17 protein-coding genes and 1 pseudogene are annotated in these 19,980 nt (G+C 69.9%); 12 read left to right on the top strand and 6 right to left on the bottom strand.

The window, feature by feature from the left end; translation table 11 throughout:
• The first annotated feature begins 29 nt into the window (after positions 1 to 29).
• The 3 genes from BCY76_RS06010 (at position 30) to BCY76_RS06000 (ending at position 3,073) form a co-directional block, all read left to right on the top strand.
• Entirely contained in the window at positions 30 to 920 is an 891-nt protein-coding gene (locus tag BCY76_RS06010) for a tripartite tricarboxylate transporter substrate binding protein (protein ID WP_085437346.1), read from the top strand.
• A gap of 124 nt (positions 921 to 1,044) precedes the next feature.
• Positions 1,045 to 1,512: a tripartite tricarboxylate transporter TctB family protein gene (locus tag BCY76_RS06005; RefSeq protein WP_070159207.1), complete on the top strand. Its 468-nt coding sequence runs from the start codon at positions 1,045 to 1,047 to the stop codon at positions 1,510 to 1,512.
• Between the two features lie 34 nt (positions 1,513 to 1,546).
• A complete protein-coding gene (locus tag BCY76_RS06000) occupies positions 1,547 to 3,073 on the top strand; it encodes a tripartite tricarboxylate transporter permease (RefSeq protein WP_070159206.1) in 1,527 nt (508 codons plus the stop codon).
• A gap of 115 nt (positions 3,074 to 3,188) precedes the next feature.
• Here the strand turns inward: BCY76_RS06000 and BCY76_RS05995 are convergent, their stop codons facing one another.
• Both BCY76_RS05995 and hisD read right to left on the bottom strand, forming a co-directional pair.
• Complete coding sequence (locus BCY76_RS05995) at positions 3,189 to 3,941, bottom strand: phosphotransferase (protein ID WP_070159205.1); 753 nt, start codon at positions 3,939 to 3,941, stop codon at positions 3,189 to 3,191.
• Positions 3,942 to 4,060: 119 nt separating this feature from the next.
• The gene (gene hisD / locus BCY76_RS05990) at positions 4,061 to 5,368 is read right to left on the bottom strand and encodes a histidinol dehydrogenase (RefSeq protein ID WP_070159204.1); all 1,308 of its coding nucleotides are present in this window, start codon (positions 5,366 to 5,368) and stop codon (positions 4,061 to 4,063) included.
• A gap of 213 nt (positions 5,369 to 5,581) precedes the next feature.
• On the opposite strand from hisD, the gene BCY76_RS17465 reads away from it, so the two are divergent.
• Together BCY76_RS17465 and BCY76_RS05980 are read left to right on the top strand one after the other, a co-directional pair.
• Positions 5,582 to 7,210: a mechanosensitive ion channel family protein gene (locus BCY76_RS17465; protein WP_070159203.1), complete on the top strand. Its 1,629-nt coding sequence runs from the start codon at positions 5,582 to 5,584 to the stop codon at positions 7,208 to 7,210.
• A 175-nt stretch (positions 7,211 to 7,385) separates the two neighbouring features.
• The gene (locus BCY76_RS05980; protein ID WP_139827645.1) at positions 7,386 to 8,162 is read left to right on the top strand and encodes an AMIN-like domain-containing (lipo)protein; all 777 of its coding nucleotides are present in this window, start codon (positions 7,386 to 7,388) and stop codon (positions 8,160 to 8,162) included.
• Between the two features lie 70 nt (positions 8,163 to 8,232).
• On the opposite strand, the gene BCY76_RS05975 is transcribed toward BCY76_RS05980, so the two are convergent.
• Complete coding sequence (locus BCY76_RS05975; RefSeq protein ID WP_201791085.1) at positions 8,233 to 9,318, bottom strand: SDR family NAD(P)-dependent oxidoreductase; 1,086 nt, start codon at positions 9,316 to 9,318, stop codon at positions 8,233 to 8,235.
• A 182-nt stretch (positions 9,319 to 9,500) separates the two neighbouring features.
• On the opposite strand from BCY76_RS05975, the gene BCY76_RS05970 reads away from it, so the two are divergent.
• On the top strand, positions 9,501 to 9,908 hold the full coding sequence (locus BCY76_RS05970; protein WP_070159200.1) for a hypothetical protein: 408 nt from the start codon (positions 9,501 to 9,503) through the stop codon (positions 9,906 to 9,908).
• A gap of 43 nt (positions 9,909 to 9,951) precedes the next feature.
• On the opposite strand, the gene BCY76_RS05965 is transcribed toward BCY76_RS05970, so the two are convergent.
• Together BCY76_RS05965 and BCY76_RS05960 are read right to left on the bottom strand one after the other, a co-directional pair.
• Complete coding sequence (locus BCY76_RS05965; RefSeq protein ID WP_070159199.1) at positions 9,952 to 11,172, bottom strand: cation:proton antiporter; 1,221 nt, start codon at positions 11,170 to 11,172, stop codon at positions 9,952 to 9,954.
• A 54-nt stretch (positions 11,173 to 11,226) separates the two neighbouring features.
• Positions 11,227 to 12,120 carry an MBL fold metallo-hydrolase gene (locus BCY76_RS05960; protein WP_085437344.1) on the bottom strand — a complete coding sequence of 298 codons (894 nt, stop codon included), beginning with the start codon at positions 12,118 to 12,120 and terminating at the stop codon, positions 11,227 to 11,229.
• Between the two features lie 96 nt (positions 12,121 to 12,216).
• On the opposite strand from BCY76_RS05960, the gene BCY76_RS05955 reads away from it, so the two are divergent.
• Positions 12,217 to 13,383, top strand: a complete 1,167-nt coding sequence (locus tag BCY76_RS05955; protein WP_070159197.1) for a glutathione S-transferase family protein — start codon at positions 12,217 to 12,219, stop codon at positions 13,381 to 13,383.
• An 18-nt stretch (positions 13,384 to 13,401) separates the two neighbouring features.
• Here BCY76_RS05955 and BCY76_RS20290 read toward each other — a convergent pair.
• Positions 13,402 to 14,259 (bottom strand): annotated as a pseudogene (locus BCY76_RS20290) (NAD(P)-dependent oxidoreductase); the annotation flags it as partial.
• 224 nt (positions 14,260 to 14,483) lie between these two features.
• Between BCY76_RS20290 and otnK the strand changes: the two are divergent.
• The 5 genes from otnK to BCY76_RS05925 all read left to right on the top strand — a co-directional run bounded on the left by otnK (position 14,484) and on the right by BCY76_RS05925 (position 19,980).
• The gene (gene otnK / locus BCY76_RS05945) at positions 14,484 to 15,920 is read left to right on the top strand and encodes a 3-oxo-tetronate kinase (RefSeq protein ID WP_070159195.1); all 1,437 of its coding nucleotides are present in this window, start codon (positions 14,484 to 14,486) and stop codon (positions 15,918 to 15,920) included.
• A 93-nt stretch (positions 15,921 to 16,013) separates the two neighbouring features.
• On the top strand, positions 16,014 to 16,712 hold the full coding sequence (locus BCY76_RS05940; RefSeq protein ID WP_237090000.1) for a hydroxypyruvate isomerase family protein: 699 nt from the start codon (positions 16,014 to 16,016) through the stop codon (positions 16,710 to 16,712).
• On the top strand, positions 16,709 to 17,497 hold the full coding sequence (locus BCY76_RS05935) for a DeoR/GlpR family DNA-binding transcription regulator (RefSeq protein ID WP_070159194.1): 789 nt from the start codon (positions 16,709 to 16,711) through the stop codon (positions 17,495 to 17,497). Before BCY76_RS05940 ends, BCY76_RS05935 begins: the two co-directional genes overlap by 4 nt.
• Positions 17,498 to 17,541: 44 nt before the next feature.
• Positions 17,542 to 18,501 (top strand): D-erythronate dehydrogenase, encoded by a 960-nt coding sequence (gene denD, locus BCY76_RS05930; protein ID WP_070159193.1) that lies wholly within the window; start codon positions 17,542 to 17,544, stop codon positions 18,499 to 18,501.
• 78 nt (positions 18,502 to 18,579) lie between these two features.
• On the top strand, positions 18,580 to 19,980 hold the full coding sequence (locus BCY76_RS05925; protein ID WP_070159192.1) for a GntP family permease: 1,401 nt from the start codon (positions 18,580 to 18,582) through the stop codon (positions 19,978 to 19,980).

The following is a 19,980-nucleotide window of genomic DNA, read 5'->3' as shown; positions in this document are numbered from 1 at the left end:
CGACGTCATTCCACCACTTGGGAGGAACCATGAAGAAGACCCACAGCCGCACCACACTCATCACCGGACTGCTGGCCCTGCCGGCCCTGGCCCTGACCGCCTGCGGCGGACAGGCTGACGGAGGGGACGCCGAGAGCTTCCCCGACGAGACCATCACCTTCATCACAGCCTTCGCCGCCGGAGGGGCGAACGACTCGCTGGCCCGCATGCTGGCCGAACACACAGAGACTGTGGCCGAGGACTACGACTTCGTCATCGAGAACATCGACGGCAGCTCGGGCTCCGTGGGTCAGGCTGAGGGGGCCCAGGCGGACCCGGATGGGCACACCCTGCTGCTGGTCACGCCGTCGATCATCACCAATCCGATGTTCAACAACGTGCCCTACACCCACGAGTCCTTCGAGCCGGTCATCCTGATCAACAGTGAGCCCCACGTGCTGCTCGTCAACGCTGACGCTCCCTTCGACGACTTCGCCTCCTTCGTCGAGCACGCCGAAGAGAACCCCGGACGGGTCAGCATCGGCGTCTCCGGGGCCGAGACCACGACAGCCTTCACCAGTCGCGACCTTGCGACCGCCGCAGGGATCGAGACCACCACCGTGCCGCACGACGGCATGGCCGACGCCCTGCTGCAGGCCCAGGGCGGGCACATCGACGGTGCCGTCGCAGGAGGCCTCACGGAGGCCCAGTCCGCCATCGACGAGGGCAGTCTCAAGCCGATCCTGGTGTTCGACGACGAGCGGCTGGAAGGCCTCCCGGACGTCCCCACGGCGAGCGAGGAGGGGCTGGACACCATGCACAGCTCCTGGCGGGGAGTGGCGGCGCCCGAGGGCACCGATCCGGAGATCATCGAGCTCTGCACAATGTCTTCCAGGAGGCGCTGGAGACGCCGGGCTACGAGGAGGCCGCACAGAACCTGAACCTCTCCATCGACTATGCCGGACCGGAGGAGTTCCAGGAGCTGATCGACGCCACCTACGAGACCTACTCGGCATATGAGGACTGACCCCCATCCTGCGTCTCCTCGACCAAGGACGGTGATCCATGAAGGTCAGATCGGTTGAGCTGATCGTGCTGCTCGGTCTCGCAGCCGCGGGAGTCTGGTACCTCGTCAGCGCAACGAGCTTCCTGGAGGCCGGGGAGCCGGACTACTACCTGAACCCCGGCTTCTTCCCCACGATCCTGGGGTGCGCACTGCTGCTGTTCATCACGGTGAGTCTGGTCCAGACGCTGTTCAGGACGTCCAACAGGGAGGCGTTCCCGGCAAGGAACACCCGCCGGGTGATCCTGGTCATCGGGCTGACGGCCGCCTACCTCCTGCTCTGGAGCATGATCGAGCCGCTGTTCTACCTGTTCACCGTCCTGTTCTTCCTGGCGGTCTCCCTGGTGCTGACCCTGAAGAGAGGAACCCCGCTGCTGCCGGCGATCGCCAGGCTCGGGCTGGTCGCCGTCCTGCTCACCGGACTGGTCTACCTCATCTTCGATGCCACGTTCGGGATCTCCCTGACATGACGGCCGCCTCGCCGCCTCGAAAGGACGTGTTCACATGGGCTTGACGGAATTCGACGTCTCGGTCCTCTTTGATCCGCTCAACATCGTCGCCATCCTGGTCGGTTCTCTGGCCGGCATGTTCTTCGGTGCCATCCCGGGTGTCGGAGCGATGGTGGTGCTGGTCCTCTTCCTGCCCATCTCGTTCCTCCTGCCGCCGCTGCCTGCGGTGCTCCTGTTGCTGGCCGTGTATCAGTCGAGCGAGTACGGCGGGTCGATCTCCAGCATCATCCTGGGGATCCCCGGTTCGCCGTCGAATGTGGCGACGATCCTCGACGGGCATCCGATGGCACAGAGCGGAATGCCGGGCAAAGCCTTGGGATACTCGCTGTGGGCGAGCACGATCGGCGGACTCGTCGGTGGTCTGGCGCTGCTGTTCCTCGCAGTGCCGATCGCGGCCTTCGCGATGACGCTCAGCTATCCGGAGTACTTCCTGCTCGGCATGTTGGGCATCCTCGCCGTGGCAGTGATCAGCTCCCACGATCTGATACGCAGCATCATCTCGGCCATCCTGGGGCTCATGGTCGGCACCGTGGGAATGGACCTCATCACCGGGGATCCGCGGTTCACCGGGGGCCAGATGGAGCTCTACAGCGGATTCACGCTCGTGGCGATCATCCTCGGGATGTTCGCCTTCTCCGAGGTCATCACCATGATCAGGGACAAGGGGAGCCAGCCGGCGCCCGATACGCTGACGGTGAAGACGAAGGTCCCGTTCGCGGAGCTGAGGACCACAGCCAAGGCGACCACGGGCGGAAGCGTCATCGGCTCGCTGATCGGCATCTTCCCCGGCACCGGCTCCGGGACCGCATCCTGGTTCGGCTACAGCCTGGCGAAGAAGCTCTCCAGGAACCCGGACCGGTTCGGCAAGGGGAGTCCTGAGGGCATCGCCGGTGCCGAGTCAGCCAACAACTCCTCCGTCGGCGGCTCACTTCTGCCGCTCCTGACTCTCGGGGTCCCCGGGTCTCCGGCCATCGCGATCGTGATGGGGGCGTTCCTCATGCACGGCATCGTGCCCGGCCCCAACATCTTCGCTGAGGAACCCACCCTCACCTACGGAATCCTCTTCGGCTTCCTGCTCACCTCGGTGGCGATGTTCTTCTCCGGGAAGCTGGTGACGCCCATCTTCTCGCGGGTGCTGAAGTTCCCCAGCGAGATGCTGATCCCCGCTGTGCTGCTCATCTCGATCGTCGGCGTCTATGCGGCGAACACCTCGAGCTTCGAGCTGTGGGTCGCACTCACCGTCGGTGTGATCGCCTACTTCATGAGGAACCTCGGTTTCTCCCTCCCTGCCTTCGTTCTGGCGTTCGTGCTCAGCGGGATCATCGAAGAGAACTTCCGCCGTGCCCTGCTGGTCTCGGGCGGGGACCTCACGATCTTCGTGACCAGGCCCTTCTCTCTCGTCCTGGTCCTGATCATCGTCGGCCTCGTGAGTCTGGGAATCTGGGGCAAGGCCCGAGGCACCCGGCGTGAGAAGATCCTCGCCGAAGTGCAGGGGACCGACGAGCAGAAGTCCAAGGCCTGACATCTCATTGACCTGCATCCAGTGGCCACGAATCACGGGATCTGCCCGATGACACGCCGGTCAGGGGTCCGAGATGCCGGGATTCGTGACCACTCGATGCAGTGAGGGCATGTCGTCACCGGCGAGGCCGCAGCGCCTCACGCCAGATCCGCTCGTGCGCACGCACGTAGGAGGTCACCGCGGACCAATGCGCGCCGTGGCCCGTGAGGTACATGCTTCCCCACGGCTCGCGGCCACTTGCGTAGGACTCGCACAGCAGCCGGTGCATGGCCGCCGTGCGGTCGCCCATGGCTTCGGGGAGGGCGGATCGCAGCGTGCAGTCCGCGCCGTATCCGTCGACGAACGCGGCGAGTCGGGCAGCCGCCGCCTCCGGATCCTCCGCAGGGTCGTTCGCGGTGAAGGCCTGTGCGGAGTAGGCCAGGTCCCAGAGCCGACTGCTCGGTCCTGCGCCGTCCCAGTCGATGAACACGAAGCGCTCGCCGATGACCAGGTTCCAGGGGGCGAGGTCGTTGTGACAGATCAGCTCGTGCTCCCGGGCTGGGATGACGTTCTCCCAGGGCGCACCCTCGGCAGGACGGTGCTGTGCGGCGACGTCGTGGATGCGCCGCACCAACGCGCCCACTCTGTGCAGCTCGTCACAGGTGAGTCGACGAGCCTCGACCGTGGGACCAGGGATGAACTCCAGGATCTGGCGGCCTCTGCTGTCCCGGCCCAGCACCCGGGGCACGTCGACGCCATGGTTCCCCAGATGGGTCAAGAAGGCGTGGACGCTCGCCGTCGCAGAGCGCCACGGTTTGCGGACCGTGTCACCGATCCGGACGACGCCGTCGCTGACATTGCCGCCGGTCAGCGGCTGCTCAAGATCCACAGCACCAGGCTAGTGCGTCGCCCCGACCATCTAGTGGCCACGAATCACGGGATCTGCCCGATGACACGCCGGTCAGGAGCCCGAGATGCCGGGATTCGTGGCCACTCGATGCGGAGGTGTCAGCGGAAGCGGACCTCCACGGCCTCGCCGTGGGCGGGCAGACCCTCAGCCGCGGCCAGCGCGGTGACGTGGCCTGCCACCTGGTCCAGTCCGTCCCTGCCGTAGTGGATGACCTGCTGGGAGCGCAGGAAGCTGGTCACATTGAGCCCCGAGCTGTAGGCCGAGGCGCCGCCGGTGGGCAGCACGTGGTTGGATCCGGCGCAGTAGTCGCCCAGCGACACCGGAGTGTAGGCGCCCAGGAACACGGCACCGGCGTTGTGGATCCGGTCGGCCAGGGCGGCGTCGTCGCCGGTCATGATCTCCAAGTGCTCGGCTCCGTAGGCGTTGGCGACGTCCACCGCCACGTCCAGGGAGTCGACCACCAGCACCGCCGACTGGGAACCGGCCAGCGACTGCTTCACCCGGTCAGCGTGCGGCGTGCGGGCGGCCTGCTCCTCGACGGCGGTCATCACCCGCTCGGCGAACGTCATCGAGTCGGTGACCAGCACCGCGGCGGCGAGCTCGTCATGCTCCGCCTGGGAGATCAGGTCCGCGGCCACCAGAGAGGGGTCGGCGGACTCATCGGCGAGCACCATGATCTCGGTGGGACCGGCCTCGGCGTCGATGCCGACCACGCCCTGCACCGCCCGCTTGGCGGTGGCGACGAAGATGTTCCCCGGACCGGTGATCAGCTTCACCGGCGGGCACACCAGGTGCCCGGCGGCGTCGCGCGCGCCGTAGGCGAACATTGCCACCGCCTGGGCCCCGCCGACGGCATAGACCTCCTCGACGCCCAGCAGGTGGGCGGCGGCCAGGATGGTCGGGTGCGGGTAGCCGCCGAAGTCCTTCTGCGGCGGGGAGGCGATCGCCAGGGAGCGGACGCCGGCCACCTGGGCGGGCACCACGTTCATCACCACCGACGACGGGTACACCGCCTGGCCGCCCGGCACATAGAGGCCCACCCGCTCGATCGGCACCCACCGGTTGGTGACGCGAGCATCCGGTCCGGGGGACACCATGGAAGCGGCCGGCAGCTGGGCGGAGTGCACCTCGCGGGCTCGGGAGATCAGCGTCTCCAAGGCGGCGCGGACGGTGCCGTCCAGGTGGTCGAGCGACTCCTCGAGCTTCCACTGCGGCACCCGCAGCGCCGGCGGGCGGACGCCGTCGAAGCGTTCGGAGAGCTCGGTCAGCGCCTCGACGCCCCCGTGCCGGACCTTCTCAAGGATCGGCGCCACGGTCTCGACCGTGGCCGAGATGTCCTGCTCGGCGCGGGGCAGCACGGTGCTGACATCCGCGGCGCTGCCACGGAGATCCTTGAGGGTGAGCATGTTCCTCCTTGGGACCGGTCGGATTCTCCGCCCATTCTCCCCCGGGGAGGCGCAGGACGCAGAATCTCATGACGATGACGGCGGACGACGACGGCGTGCAGGCTGTCACACCGGCTCACGTCCGGTTGCACTCCAGGTGTCGGTGACACCATGCTGGATGATCGCGGTCCGGCAGTCGCCGACCGCCCACCATCCGACGCCCCGAGGAGTGCCGTGACTGCGGAAGAGACGCTCGAGCCAGCACCGGACGAGGATCTGAACACCATCGTCGAGGACAACGTCCCGGACGGGGTCCAGTCGCTGATGGCCGATGCCGGACCCATCCTGGGGATCTTCATCGGTGTCGCGGTCACCCTGGTGGTGGCCCTGGCGATCACCGTGGCCTCCTCGGTGGTGATGAAGCAGATCTTCCGTCGTACGCCGGAGGCCACCCGGGCGATCAACCGCACCCGGCTGCCGCTGTTCCTCACGCTGACGGTCTTCGGCGCCCGGGTGGCGGTGCGGATAGCGGCCACGGAGGAGTCCTGGCAGCCGGCGGTGTCGTTCGTGCTGTTCATCCTCATCGTGGCAGGCATCGCCTGGTGGGCCATGCGTGTGGTGCGCATCGTCGAGGCACTGGTCCTGGCCCGTTACGCCGGCGACGGCGAGATGGAGGACCGCCGGGGGCGCCGCCTGCGCACGCAGGTCTCACTGATCCGCCGCATCCTCACCGCGGTGATCATCACCCTCGCGGTGACCGCCGTGCTGCTGATGATCCCGGAGGTCCGGGCGCTCGGAGCCGGGCTGCTGGCCTCGGCAGGTGTGGTCTCCGTGGTGGCCGGCCTGGCGATGCAGTCCACGCTGAGCAACGTCTTCGCCGGAATCCAGCTGGCCTTCACCGACTCGATCCGCGTCGGTGACGTCATCGTCATGGAGGACACCTTCGCCACCGTTGAGGACATCACGCTGTCGGTGGTGGTGCTGAAGGTCTGGGACGAGCGCCGGGTCATCTACCCCTCCAGCTACTTCGTGGCCACCCCGTTCGAGAACTGGACCCGAGTGGGCACCGAGCTGTTCGGCACCGTGGAGCTCGACGTCGACTGGCGCGTGCCGATGGACCAGCTGCGTGCCCGGCTGAAGCGCCTGCTGGAGTCCACCGACCTGTGGGACGGCAAGGACTACTCGGTGCAGGTCACCGAGGCCACCGGCGGCATGGTCAAGGCCCGCGTGGTGGTCTCGGCACGCAACTCCGGCGAGCTGTGGGATCTGCGCTGCCTGGTGCGGGAGGACCTGGTCAACTACCTGCGCGCCGAGCACCCCTACTCGGTGCCCACCCAGCGCATGCTGCTCTCCCACGAGGAGGCCCTCGACGGTGCGCCCCACCATGTGCGCACGGGCCAGTTCAACCAGGTGGGGGACGACGACGGCGCCCGCCGCGGCGACACCCACGAACAGCCCGTGGTGCCCGGCGCCCCCGAGCGGCGCCCCGAGGATCACGCCGGCGCCTGGCGGCTCAGCCCGGAGGAGCAGGAGCTCCTGCGCCGGTACGGCTCCGCCGGCCACCAGGCTGAGGAGACGGCACAGGAGACGACCCGGGAGGCGACCGGGGCGACGTCCGGAAGGGCGGATGCCTCGCACGCCGCGGAGTCGGAGCATACGGAGGAGACCCCGCTGACGCAGGCCGGCGAGGGTGCCTCCGTGTTCACCGGCTCCATCACCGCCGTCGAACGCAACCGCGAATTCTCCGGCCCCGGTGAGGAGGCGTACCGGGAGCGCCGGGAGCGTCAGGAGGACGGCGCCCTGGAGGAGGACGGCACGGAGCCGCGCGAGAAGCACAGAGCCCGGCCCGACGACGGCGACTGAGCCGCCGCGGACGGCCGTCCGGCTGCGGCGAGGCCTCGGGTGTCGCCCCAGGTCACGTGGTGGTGTCGACATGGCATCAAGCCGATGACGGCGGGCGCTGGGCGGTTCCCGCGCGTCGCGACATCCCGGTACGGTGGCCGGACCTGTGCCCCCGACCTGGAGCTGAGTGATCACGATGGTTCCCCGAGGACCGGACGCGCGCCGCACGCCATGGCACGACCGCCCCGCCGCTCTGCTGGGAGCGGGCCTGGTGGCACTGAGCCTCGCAGCCTGCGGCCCCGGCGACGAGACTCCGGATGAGGACCCCGACTCCGTGGTGGAGGAGGAGACGGACCCGGACGAAGCCCCGACAGATGACGCTCCCGATCCTGATGACACCGCTGACGACGTGCCCGAGCCGGAGGAGGTCGAGGCGCCTGACGCAGTCGAGAGCCCTGATGCAGAGGCCCCTGAGGCGGAGTACCGCGAGCACCGGGAGGGGCTCAGCGACGACCGCTTCGACACCGAGCCGCGGGAGAGCGCCGGATTCCCTGACGCCCTGGTCCCGCCGCCGGAGGATGAGGACCTGCTGCTCGGTGAGGTCCGACTGGGCGCGCATGACGGCTACGACCGTGTGGTCTTCGACCACGCCGGCACCGGCTTCCCGGGGTGGCGGACCGAGTATGTGGACGAGCCCACCCAGCCGGGCAGCGGGCACCTCATCGAGATGGACGGGGACGCCTACCTGGCGGTCCACGTCACCGGGGTGTGGCCCGGCAACGCGGGAGAAGACCAGGGCCACCTGGTGATGGAGACCGACTGGGCGCACCTGGACACGCTCGTGGAGGGCACCGCAACGACGATCGTCTTCGAAGGCGCCGCCAGCTACTACATCTCCCTGGACCAGGTGCGCGACTACGACGTGTTCGCCATCGAAGACGGCTCACGCCTGGTCATCGACATCCTGCACTGACAACGACGCCGGCCCGGCGCCGGACCAGCGTCGGACCAGCGCCGGACCAGCGCCGGCCCAGGTCACTTCTTCAGCGGATTCCGTCCGTTGAGCTGCATGCTTCCCGACGGCGCCGACGTCCGCCCGTCGGAGCCCTGCCCGCTGGAGCTCCGCCCGCCGGCGTCGGGCAGCGGAGTCCTCGGCACCTCGGAGGTCGGAGTCTCCGAGTCGGCCACCTCCACGGCACCGTCGGACGCTTCGGCGCTCTCCTCGCCGCGACCGCGGCTGTCCTGGGCCTTGGCGGCCTTGTAGGCGTCCACGGTCCGGATGGCTTCGGTGGTCGGCTCGGCGGTGCGTCGTGGTCGCGCCGCGGGCCGCGCTCCAGTTGGGCGATCGCCTCACCTTCGGTGGGCGCGCCCACCCGCCGCTCCATGGCCCAGCGGACCATCGAGTCCGGGACGAACTTCAACGAGGCGGTGAGCATCTGGTAGCTGCGCGAGGGCACGCACGTGGACGCGCCCTGGGCGTTGGCTGCCAGCGCCTCCCGGACGACGTCGTCGGCGTCGAGCCACATCCACCGCTTCGCGCCCTTGACCTTGATGCCGGAGCGTTCGTGGAACTCGGTGCGCACCAGGCCCGGGCACAGGGCGGTGACGGTGATCCCGCGGCCGCGCATCTGCTGGTGCACGGCCTTGCTGAAGTTGATGACCCACGCCTTGGCCGCCGAGTAGGTGCCGGTGGGGGTGAAGCCTGCCACCGAGGCCACGTTGATGATGCGGCCCCCGCGACGCCGGACCATGGCCCGTGCGGCGGTGTGGGTGAGCTCCATCGTGGTCTGCACGTGCAGGCGCAGCAGGTCCCGCTCCTCGTCGAGGTCGGACTCGAGGAAATCTGTGGGGAGGCCGTGCCCGGCGTTGTTCACCAGCAGGTGCACCGGGTTCCGCGCGTCCGCCAGGCGCTCCTGGACGGCGCCGACGCCGTCGTCGGTGACCAGGTCGGCCACCAGGACGGTGGCGCGCACCCCATACTGGGAGGCCATCGATTCGGCCTGGGCCCGCAGGCGGTCGGCGTCGCGGGCCACGAGCACGAGGTCATAGCCCTGGGCGGCGAGCTGGCGGGCGAAGGCCGCACCCAGCCCGGCGGTGGAGCCGGTGATCAGAGCGGTGTGGGAACTCATGTCAGTATCCTAGATCGACAGGCTCCACGGGTCGGACCCACACGTTCAGCCGGTGTTCAGCTCCACCGGCCGGGAGCCTGTGATGGCCGTCAGCGGCGGCCAGGCCGCTCACGACCCGGACAACATGACACGAGATCGGGACATTGTTACCGCAGCACCGTGCTGCGAAGGAGGGGTTCACCGTGCGTTGGCGACAGAGGACCGAGTGGGGGCCGAGGTCGCTCGGAGACGACGAATGGGCCGTGCTCGAGGCGCAGATCGACGCCGACGACCTCGAGGCCGTGGAATACGCCGTCGAAGAGCTCACCGGATTCATGGACGCGTTCCGGGAAGACGTGGACGGCCATCCCATGGTGGGGGTCACCGACGGGCAGCTCAGCGTCACTCAGGAGTACACCGAGAACCGCCGGGGGCGACGGGTGCTGCAGGTGACCTTCTACGCCTCGGGCCCCGTGGGGGTGGCCCAGCCGCACGCGTTCGACCGGCTCGGCTCCGCGGCCGGCTCGTTGGTGGACCACCTGCAGGCGGACGGCATCGTCGTCTCCGAGATCCGCTGGTCCGAACACCCCTATCGGAAGCGCGCATTCTGAGCGCCCGTGCCCCTGTGCCTCTGAACCCCTCAGCCCCTGCCGCTCAGGCGCCGTCGTAGGAGGGGGCCGTCGGCCGGCCCTGCTCCACCATCTGCGCCAGCATCGGGCAGACCAGCACGGTGATGGCCCCGCCGGTGACCATCACGGAGGCGACCGCCTCGTCGATCAGCCCGGAGGAGACGGCGATCTGCGTGACGGCCACGATGATCGGCAGACCCGTGGAGGCATAGAGCGCCAGGGCGAGGCGCTCGCGGACGGTGCGCAGTCCGGAGTGCGTCTCGGTGAGCTGTTCGCGCAGGAACACCGGCAGTCCGCGCACCGCGAGGATGGCGGCCACGAAGCCCAGCAGCATGGGCCACTGGGTGACCACCGACCCCAGGTCGATCCCCATGCCGCTGGTCACGAAGAACACCGGGATCAGGAAGCTGAACCCGATGACCTCCACCTTGTGCACCAGCGTGTGCCCGTGCTCGGGGGCCATGCCGGAGAGCACGGCGCTCAGCAGCATCCCGGCGGCGAAGGCACCGAGCGCGACGTCGAGCTCGAGGACCGCAGTCAGCAGCATCAGCGTCAGCAGGACCAGTACGGTGAAGCGCAGCGTGGTCTGCATGGTGGTGTTCGCCCCCACCGCCATGGCCCGCCCCAACAGCGGGATGCGGGTGAACAGCCGGTGGGGCACCAGCACCACGACGACGGCGGCCACCGCGAACCCGACCAGCACCATCGCCGCACCGAGCGTGCCCCGGGTGGAGAGCAGCAACGACATGGCCACGATGGGTCCCAGCTCGCCCAGCGCCCCGTGCAGCATGGTCGCCCCGCCCAGGGGTGAGCCGGCGGCGCCCGAGTCCTTGAGGATCGGCAGCAGGGTGCCCAGCGCGGTGGAGGTGGAGGCGATGGCGAACACGATCGCCACATGGATCTGCCCCTGGGTGACCAGCAGGCCTGCCCCGATGCCCAAGGCCAGGCAGATCACCCAGGTCAGGGCGGCGGCGCGCCCCTGCCGTCCGCGCATCTGGCCGGTGTTGATCTCCAGTCCCGCCAGCAGGAACAGGAACCCCATGCCCAGTTCGCGGAGGAAGCCCACCGCCTCGGTCTGCTCCGCCAGTTGCAGCCCGAAGGGGCCGATGAGCATCCCGAGCAGCAGCAGCCAGACGACGTCGGGGATCTTGCGGCGCGTGGCCAGCGCCAGCAGCGGGGCGAGGAACGCGGCCACGACGATCCACCAGGTGGAGAGCAGATTCTCCACGAGCATGTGTTCACCCATGCAGCAGAGCCTACGCGCGGATGCGTCCGTGGGCCTGCGTCGGCGCCGCGGAGGTCAGATCTCGCCGAGCCTGCGCAGGTGGTCCAGCTGGGCGGCGGCGATCCGTGTGGTGACCCGCTGCGGGACCGGGCTGTCCTCGCCGTACAGCATCCGGCCCAGCTGCTCCGGGTCCTCGGGCGCAGCGGGTGAGGAGGCCGTCGTCGTGCCCTGCCGGGCCTCCGCGATGAGCGCCCGGACCTGATCCAGCCGTTCGTGGCGGTGCGCCAGGTACCGGCGGGCGGTCTTCGCCAGCGACGGCTGGGCGGGGCCGTGGGCGGGCAGCAGGAGCGCATCGCCGTAGCCGATGAGGCACTCCAGGCTGGCCAGGTAGTCGGTGAGCGTGCCGTCCGGGTGGTCGAGCATAGTGGTGCCGCGGCCCAGGAGGGTGTCGCCGGTGAGCATCATCGCGGCCGGTCCGGCGGGCCCCGGGCCGAGACGTTCGTCCCCGGACTCGGCGACGAGCTGCGCCTGCGGCAGGAACAGGCTCACGGAGTCTGAGGTGTGGCCGGGGGTGTGCACCAGCTCCACCGCCGCCCCGCCCAGGTCGATCCGCTCGCGGTCGCTCAGCGGGTGCGGGAAGAGGCCGTCGGCGCCGGGGAGGCCTTGCTCGGGGTCGAATCCGCGGACCGGGGCGCCGGTCCGTTCCGCCAGGGCCGGTGCGGCTCCGGTGTGGTCCCGGTGGCGGTGGGTGACCAGGATCTGCGCCACGGGACGCCCGGCGACGGCGGTCAGGACCGCCTCGACGTGCTCCGGGTGGTCCGCCGGCCCCGTCGACGACGGCGACGCGTCCCGGCCGGCGAGCACGTAGGTGGTGGTCCCCTCCAGGGTCATGGGGGAGGGGTTCTCACAGAGGAGCCGCTGCACGGACAGCGGCGCAGCGGCAGGTCGGGACGTCGTCGTCGAGGTCATGGCACCACTGTAGGACGGCAAGGGCGTCCGGTACGCCAGGTGACGGTGACTCTGTGGCCTGTTCCACCGGCTGGGGCCGCGTCGTAGGCTGGCCCCATGGCACCCGCACAGGAGCGCACCACGGAGAGCGCTGACACCGCTGACCCCCAGCCCACCGCCGGCACGGAGCATTCCACCGCCGGGGCGTATGTGACCGGTGAGGAGTTCACCCGGGACACGAACTACATCGAAGACCGCGTGGTGGCCGACGTCGACGCCGTCCGGGCCGCTGCCAAGGAGGAGAGCTCGACCATCGGGGACCCGCGGATCGCCGGGCTCACCGAGGGGGCCGAGGCCTGGCCGGTGGAAGCCGGTCGGTACCGGCTGGTGGCGGCGCGGGCCTGCCCGTGGGCGCACCGGTCCATCATCGTGCGCCGGCTGCTGGGGCTGGAGGACGTCATCTCCCTGGCCACGCCGGGGCCGGTGCATGACGTCCGCTCCTGGACCTTCGACCTCACCGAGGACGGCCGCGACCCCGTCCTGGGTACCGAACGCCTGCAGGAGAACTACTTCGCTCGGTTCCCCGACTACCCGCGGGGCATCACTGTGCCCGCCCTGGTGGACATCCCGTCCGGCGGCGTGGTCACCAACAACTACCCGCAGCTGACGTTCGACCTCTCCACCCAGTGGCGAGCACACCACCGCGAGGGTGCGCCCGATCTAATCCCCTCAGACCTGATCGAGGACATGCTGCCGGTGATCAAGCGGATCTTCACCGAGGTCAACAATGGGGTCTACCGGTGCGGATTCGCCGGCTCCCAACGTGCCTACTCGGAGGCCTACGACCGCCTGTTCACCGCCCTGGACTGGTTGGAGGATCGGCTGGCCGACCGCCGGTACCTCATGGGCGAGCACATCACCGAGGCCGATGTCCGGCTGTTCACCACGCTGGTGCGCTTCGACCCCGTCTACCACGGGCACTTCAAATGCAACCGCACCAAGCTCACCGAGATGCCGAATCTGTGGGCCTACGCGCGGGACCTCTTCCAGACCCCCGGCTTCGGCGACACGGTCGACTTCGACCAGATCAAGCGCCACTACTACGTGGTCCACGAGGACGTGAACCCCACGCAGATCGTCCCGGAGGGACCGGAGCTGGGGAGCTGGCTCTCCGCCCACGGGCGGGAGCGGCTGGGAGGGTCTCCCTTCCCCGAGGGCGCGACGGCGCCCGGCCCGCTGGCCGCCGAGGAGGTCCCGCCCGGGGCGAATCCGCTGCACGGCTGACCGGCTGAGGAGCGCGCCTCAGCGGTAGGTGCGGATCACCTGGGAGTCGTCCTGGCCGATGAGCCCGGCTGCGGCGGCCTCGGCGTACTTCGCCTGGGCGGCACGCAGCAGCGGGGTGTCGAGGTCGTGGGCGGCGGCGATCTCCGCCACCAGTCCGGAGTCCTTGACGAAGATCCCCACCGCGCTGCGCACCTCCGGCTCGACGCCGGCGAGGCCTTCGAGCATGCGCGGGCCGCGGTCAGCCAGCATCCACGATGCCGCGGCCCCGGCGGAGACCGCGTCGAGGACTGCCTCCGGCTCCAGGCCGAGCGTCTCCGCGAGGGCCAGGGCCTCGGCGGCGGCGACGATGTGCACCGAGCACAGCAGCTGGTTCACGGCCTTGAACGCCTGCCCGCGTCCGACCTGCTCGCCGCAATCGACCACGGTGCCCATCGTGCCCAGCAGATCACGGTTTGCGGCGACGTCGCCGGGTGCGCCGGAGGCGAAGAGCCGCAGCGCGCCCTTCTGTGCCCCGGCCACACCGCCGGTCACCGGGACGTCCAGCAGCCGGACCTGCCGCGCGCAGCCGGGTCCGCGAGGGCCGCACCGCCTCGGGGCCCACCGTGCTCATCACGATCAGGCTGGCTCCCGGGCGCATGCGCGCCAGAAGGCCGGGTGACGCCTCGTCGTCGCCCAGAACGGCCGCGTCCAGCTGCTCCGGGGTGGCCACCATGACGACGACGGCGTCGGCGTCCTGGGCGGAGTCGGGAGCCTCCTCCGTGGCCAGGCCGAGCTCAGCGGCCAGTGTGCGGCGGGCGGGGGAGGGGTCCACTCCGGTCACCTGATGGCCGGCGCGAGCGATCTGTTCGGCCATGGGCAGGCCGATCGCGCCGACACCGACGAAGGTGACGCGCAGGGCGGGCTGGGGAGAGGTGGTGGGCGTGGCGCTCATGGGTCGCTCCTGACAGATGGTGGGCGTGATCCGCTTCACAGGACGGCACCCATGATGTTAGCGTATGTGAACCCAGCGTGCGAGGTTCACAGATCGCAACATCCGGTGTCCGCCGAGGCGGCGCCGCGGAGTTCACCAGAGAGCAGAGTTCACCAGAGAGGGGCGCAGGATGCCGCTTCGACTCGGCGTCATCGCCGATGACTTCACCGGCGCGACCGACATCGCCGGTTTCCTCGTGGCCGCTGGGCTGCGCACCGTTCAACTGAATGGGCCTCTGCAGCTCAACGAACCTCTGCAGCTCAACAGTCCTGTCCAGCCCGACGGGTCGATCCGGGCCCAGACCCCGCAGGACGCGCACGGCTCGGCGGCGGATCTCGCCGCCGCCCTCGGGCTGCCGGCCGACGTCGATGCGGTGGTCATCAGTCTGAAGTCGCGGTCCATCCCGGCGTCCGAGGCCGTCGCGCAGAGCCTGGACGCGTGCCGTCTGCTGGAGGCTCTGGGAGCCGAGCGGATCCAGTTCAAGTACTGTTCCACCTTCGACTCCACCGCGGAGGGCAATATCGGTCCGGTCACGGACGCGCTGCTCGATCACCTGGGGGAGGACCTCACCGTGCTGGTGCCGGCCCTGCCCGTCAACGGACGCACCGTCTACCAGGGGAATCTCTTCGTCCACCACCAGCCGCTGCACGAGTCCGGCATGCGCGACCATCCGGTGACGCCGATGCGGGACTCTGATCTCCTGCGGCTGATGGAGGCGCAGAGCGCCGGGCGTGCGGTGAAGGTGCCGCATGCCGTCGTCGCCCGCGGAGCCGCGGCGGTCCGTGAGGCGCTGCAGGAGGCCCGGGTCGACGGGGCCCGGTATGCGGTGATCGACACGATCGACATGGATCAGCTGGACATCATCGGGGCGGCCGTCCGGGATCTCCGATTCGTGACCGGCGGGTCCGGGATCGGCTCGGGCCTGGCCCGCAGCCTCACTGGCGCGGCGTCCGGAGTGTCTGGTGGCGGCTCCGGTGGCACGGAGGCCTGGGGCTTCACCGGCGGCGCCGCCGTGGTGCTCTCCGGGTCCTGCTCGGAGATGACCAACCGGCAGGTCGAGGCCTACTGCGCGCAGGCGCCGAGTCGAGGCGTCGACGTCGACCAGGTCATCGCCCGCGGCGCGGCCTACGCCGCGGAGACCGCCGCCTGGGTGCAGCAGACCCAGCACGACGCCGAGACTGCCCCGCTGGTCTACGCCACCGCCCCTCCGGAGGAGGTGCGCGCCTGGCAGGACCGCCACGGAGCCGCCCGGGTCTCCGCCGCCGTCGAAGAGTTCTTCGGCCGTGTCGCCGCCGCCGCGCGCGAGGCCGGCACCACCCGGTTCATCGCCGCCGGTGGGGAGACCTCGGGGGCCGTCACCCAGGCGCTGGGCGTGGACGGCTTCGAGGTCGGCCCGCAGATCGCCCCGGGCGTGCCCTGGACACGGACGCTCGCGGACGGCCCGGACCGTCTCGACCTCGCGCTGAAATCCGGAAACTTCGGGGACGAGGACTTCTTCGCCGCAGCTCAGCGGATGGTTCCCGCGACCGCCGCTGACCCCACCCCTGACACTGCCTCCGGGAGTTGACATGACCCGCTTCGCCGCCAATCTGAGCATGCTGTTCACCGAGCTGCCCTTCCTGGACCGTTTCCAGCGGCCGCCGACGCCGGCTTCACCGGCGTGGAGTACTTGTTCCCCTACGACCACGACGCCGCCGTCGTCGCCGCGGCCCGCCGCGCCGCGGGCGTGGATCAGGTGCTGTTCAACATGCCTCCGGGCGACTGGTCCGTCGGAGAGCGCGGCCTGGCGACCCTGCCGGGACGGGAGGAGGAGTTCCGCGCCGGCGTGGAGACAGCCCTGCAGTACGCACAGGCCCTCGGCTGCGGCCGGCTGCACGTCATGGCCGGGGTTCCCGGAACGGATGCGGGGTCTGCACAGCAGATCCGTGAGCGGTACGTGGCCCGTCTGCGGTACGCCGCGGAGCAGGCCGCCGCCCACGGGGTCACCGTGCTCGTCGAGCCCATCAACACCCGTGACATGCCCGGCTATCACCTGGATTCGGTGGAGCTGGCCCGGGAGATGATCGCCGAGATCGACCACCCCGCGGTGGCCCTCCAGCTGGATCTCTACCACGCGCAGATCATCCAGGGTGACCTGTCCGAGCTCATCCGGGCCACGGCGGACATCACCGCGCACGTGCAGATCGCCTCGGTGCCGGACCGCCACGAGCCCGACGGAGGGGAGCTGGACCTGCAGCACCTGCTGGGCGTGCTGGACGAGGTCGGCTACACCGGGTGGATCGGAGCCGAGTACCGGCCCGCCGGAGAGACCACAGCCGGGCTCGGCTGGCTCCACCGATTCCAGGGGGAGGCCCGATGATTCCCGACGAACGCCGCCGTCGCCTCCTGCACCTGGTCGAGGAGGAGGGCTCGGCCAGCATCGCCGCGCTGACCCAGACGCTCGGGGTCTCCCATATGACGGTCCGCCGGGACATCCGGCGCCTGGAGGAGGCCGGGCGGCTCGTCTCCGTGGACGGCGGGGTCGCCCTGCCCTCGCGCATCGCCCTGGACGCGACCCACCAGACCAAGCTCGGACTCCGGCCCGCGGAGAAGGAGGCCATCGCGGCGCGAGCCGCCGCCTTGGTCGGCGCTGGCGACGTCGTCTACCTCGATGCCGGGACCACCATGCTCGCCCTGGCGCGCCGACTGGTCCGGATGGCCGCCGACGGCGCCGCCGGTCCGGGCGACATCATCACCAATGACCTGGCCGTGGCCGCCGCCGCGGGGGAGCACCCGCAGGCCCGGGTCCATGTGCTGGGCGGCCAGCTCGACAGCGCCAACCTCTCCACGCAGGGCCCTGTGACGGCCGCGGAGATCGACGACTACAACATCGACATCGCCTTCGTCTCCGCCTCCTCCTTCGACCTGCGGGGACTCTCGGTCCCCTCGGATGCGAAGACCGTGGTCAAGCGCGCGCTGGTGGAGAACGCCGCCCACAGCTACCTGGTCACCGACAGCAGCAAGTACGGCCGGGTCGCCGCCTTCAAAGCCGTGCCCCTCGGCGCCTTCGACGGCCTCGTCTCCGACCCCGAGCTTCCCGAGGCCGCCCGGGAGCGTGCCCGCGATCTCGGCGTGGACCTGCTGCTGACCGACCCGCCCCACTGACCGACCCGCCCCCACTGATCGACCCGCCTTTGAAAGGACCACCCATGAAAGCCCTCGTCACCGGAGGGGCCGGCTTCCTCGGAAGCCGTGTCATCACCGCCCTGCTGGAAGCTCACGACGCCGGCCACCTCGCCGTCGAGGTGGACGAGGTCGTCTCCCTGGACCTCGCCGAATGCCCCGTCGACGATCCCCGCGTGCGCTCCGTGGTGGGCGACGTCGGGGATCCCGAGACCTTGGCCCAGCTGGTCGACGCCGAGACCTCGGTGATCTACCACCTGGCCGCAGTGCTCTCCGGCGGCTCGGAGGACGACGTCGACCTCGCCCTGGAGGTCAACGTCGACGCCACCCGGAACCTGCTGGAGGCCGCCCGCGCTGTCGGCACCGCCCCGCGGTTCGTGTTCACCAGCTCCATCGCCGTCTTCGGCGGGGAGATGCCCGACGTCGTCCCCGAGACTCAGGGGGTGCAGCCCGAGTCCACCTATGGGGCCACCAAGGGGATCGGGGAGCTGCTGGTCAACGAGTACTCCCGCCGCGGCTTCGTGGATGCCCGCATCTGCCGTCTGCCCACCATCTCGGTGCGACCCGGTCGGCCGAACACCGCCGTCTCCTCCTTCGCCAGCGGCATCATCCGCGAGCCGCTCCAGGGTGAGGAGGCGGTGTGCCCGGTGCCGCGGGACACCCGGCTGTGGCTGTCCTCCCCGGACACGGTGGTGGCGAACCTGGTGCACGCCGCCCGGCTGAACCCCGAGCACCTGCCTGCCTGGCGGGTGCTGAACCTGCCCGGGGTGACCGTCACGGTCGCCGAGATGCTGGACGCCCTCGAAGCGGTCGGCGGTGCTGAGGCCCTGGCCCGGGTCTCCCATGAGCACGACGAGCGGATCAGCCGCATCGTGCGCTCCTGGCCCGGAGCCTTCGACGTGGACCGGGTCCTGGCGCTGGGCTTCCGCCCCGACGCCAGCTTCGAGGACGCCGTGCGGCAGTATCACGCCGAGTTCGTCGACTAGATCGAGGCAGCCGAGTCCATCGGCTGAGAACAGGACTCCGTCCCGGTCCCGGGACGGTCGTGTGTCAAGGAGGACACCATGACAGAAGAAGCTGCAGGTCTCACGGAGATCACCGCCGTCGTCGGCCTCGCCGCCGCCGTCGCGCTGCTGATCTTCCTGGTGCTGCGGACCAAGGTGCACGCGGTGCTGGCCCTGGTCATCGCGGCCTCGATCGCCGGACTGGCCGCGGGGATGGCCCCGGCCGCCGTCGTCGAGGCGATCACCACCGGATTCGGTGCGACCCTGTCGACCATCGGTCTGGTGATCGGACTGGGCGTGATGATGGGCCGGGTGCTGGAGGCCTCCGGCGCGGCCGAGAAGCTCGCCGTGACGCTGATCCGCTGGCTGGGGCGCAAGCGAGAGGAATGGGCGCTCGCCGGGGCCGGGTTCATCATCTCGATCCCGATCTTCGTGGACAGCGCCTTCGTGATCCTCACCCCGCTGGTGAAGTCGTTGAGCCGCACGTCCGGGCGGTCTCTGCTGACCCTGGGCATCGCGCTCGCCGGCGGCCTGACCGTCACCCACCACGCGGTGCCGCCCACGCCGGGGCCCCTGGGCGCGGCCGGGATCTTCGGCGTCGGCGTCGGGGAGATGATCCTCTGGGGTGCGATCCTGACCATCCCCTCGCTGCTGTGCGTGGTGATCTACGCGAAGGTCATGGGTCCGCGCATCGAGGCGATGATCGAGGCCGACACGGGGGACAGGCTCTCCCCGAAGGAGGCGTTCGCGGAGTTCGAGGAGCGTGCCGCCGAGCGGGAGAAGGAGCTGCCCTCGCTGGCCATCTCGGTGATGCCGATCTTCGCGCCGATCATCCTGATCTTCCTCAACACGTTCTCCACCAACCTCACCGAGGCCGAGGTCATCTCGCTGCCGGACTGGTTCGTGCAGACGGCGGCCTTCTTCGGCAACCCGGTGATCGCGCTGCTGATCGGTGTGCTCATCGCCATCTATGGTCTGACCCGCGGCCAGGACCGACAGGGCACCATCGCGGACCTGGAGAAGGGCGTGGAGTCGGCCGGCATCATCCTGCTGGTCACCGGTGCCGGTGGTGCCCTCGGGGCGGTGCTGCGCGAGTCCGGCACGGGCGACGCGATCGGCCAGTGGGCGGCCGGGCTGGCGCTGCCGGCGGTGCTGATCCCCTTCGTCATCGCCACGCTGGTGCGCGCCATCCAGGGATCCGGGACGGTCGCGATCATCACCGCCGCCTCCATCTCGGCGCCGATCATGGCCCCCATGGATGTGAATATGGTGCTGGCCGCGCAGGCCGCCTGCCTGGGGTCCATGTTCTTCAGCTACTTCAATGACAGCATGTTCTGGGTGGTCAACCGTATGCTCGGCGTCACGAACGCCAAGCACCAGATGCTCACCTGGTCGGTCCCGACGACGATCGCCTGGGGCGTCAGCCTGGTCACCCTGCTGACGGTGAGCGTCTTCGCATGA

Origin of the sequence: Nesterenkonia sp. PF2B19 (assembly GCF_001758425.2) — a bacterium.
GTDB classification, from domain to species: domain Bacteria; phylum Actinomycetota; class Actinomycetes; order Actinomycetales; family Micrococcaceae; genus Nesterenkonia; species Nesterenkonia aethiopica.
Note: the sequence above shows the minus strand (reverse complement) of the source record. Positions and strands in the feature narration are given on the sequence as shown.

Coding starts and splice junctions, on each gene's coding strand:
- BCY76_RS06010 (WP_085437346.1), top strand. CDS start 30: ATGAAGAAGACCCACAGCCGCACCACACTCATCACCGGACTGCTGGCC.
- BCY76_RS06005 (WP_070159207.1), top strand. CDS start 1,045: ATGAAGGTCAGATCGGTTGAGCTGATCGTGCTGCTCGGTCTCGCAGCC.
- BCY76_RS06000 (WP_070159206.1), top strand. CDS start 1,547: ATGGGCTTGACGGAATTCGACGTCTCGGTCCTCTTTGATCCGCTCAAC.
- hisD (WP_070159204.1), bottom strand. CDS start 5,368: ATGCTCACCCTCAAGGATCTCCGTGGCAGCGCCGCGGATGTCAGCACC.
- BCY76_RS05980 (WP_139827645.1), top strand. CDS start 7,386: ATGGTTCCCCGAGGACCGGACGCGCGCCGCACGCCATGGCACGACCGC.
- BCY76_RS05975 (WP_201791085.1), bottom strand. CDS start 9,318: ATGAGTTCCCACACCGCTCTGATCACCGGCTCCACCGCCGGGCTGGGT.
- BCY76_RS05965 (WP_070159199.1), bottom strand. CDS start 11,172: ATGGGTGAACACATGCTCGTGGAGAATCTGCTCTCCACCTGGTGGATC.
- BCY76_RS05960 (WP_085437344.1), bottom strand. CDS start 12,120: ATGACCTCGACGACGACGTCCCGACCTGCCGCTGCGCCGCTGTCCGTG.
- BCY76_RS05955 (WP_070159197.1), top strand. CDS start 12,217: ATGGCACCCGCACAGGAGCGCACCACGGAGAGCGCTGACACCGCTGAC.
- otnK (WP_070159195.1), top strand. CDS start 14,484: ATGCCGCTTCGACTCGGCGTCATCGCCGATGACTTCACCGGCGCGACC.
- BCY76_RS05935 (WP_070159194.1), top strand. CDS start 16,709: ATGATTCCCGACGAACGCCGCCGTCGCCTCCTGCACCTGGTCGAGGAG.
- denD (WP_070159193.1), top strand. CDS start 17,542: ATGAAAGCCCTCGTCACCGGAGGGGCCGGCTTCCTCGGAAGCCGTGTC.
- BCY76_RS05925 (WP_070159192.1), top strand. CDS start 18,580: ATGACAGAAGAAGCTGCAGGTCTCACGGAGATCACCGCCGTCGTCGGC.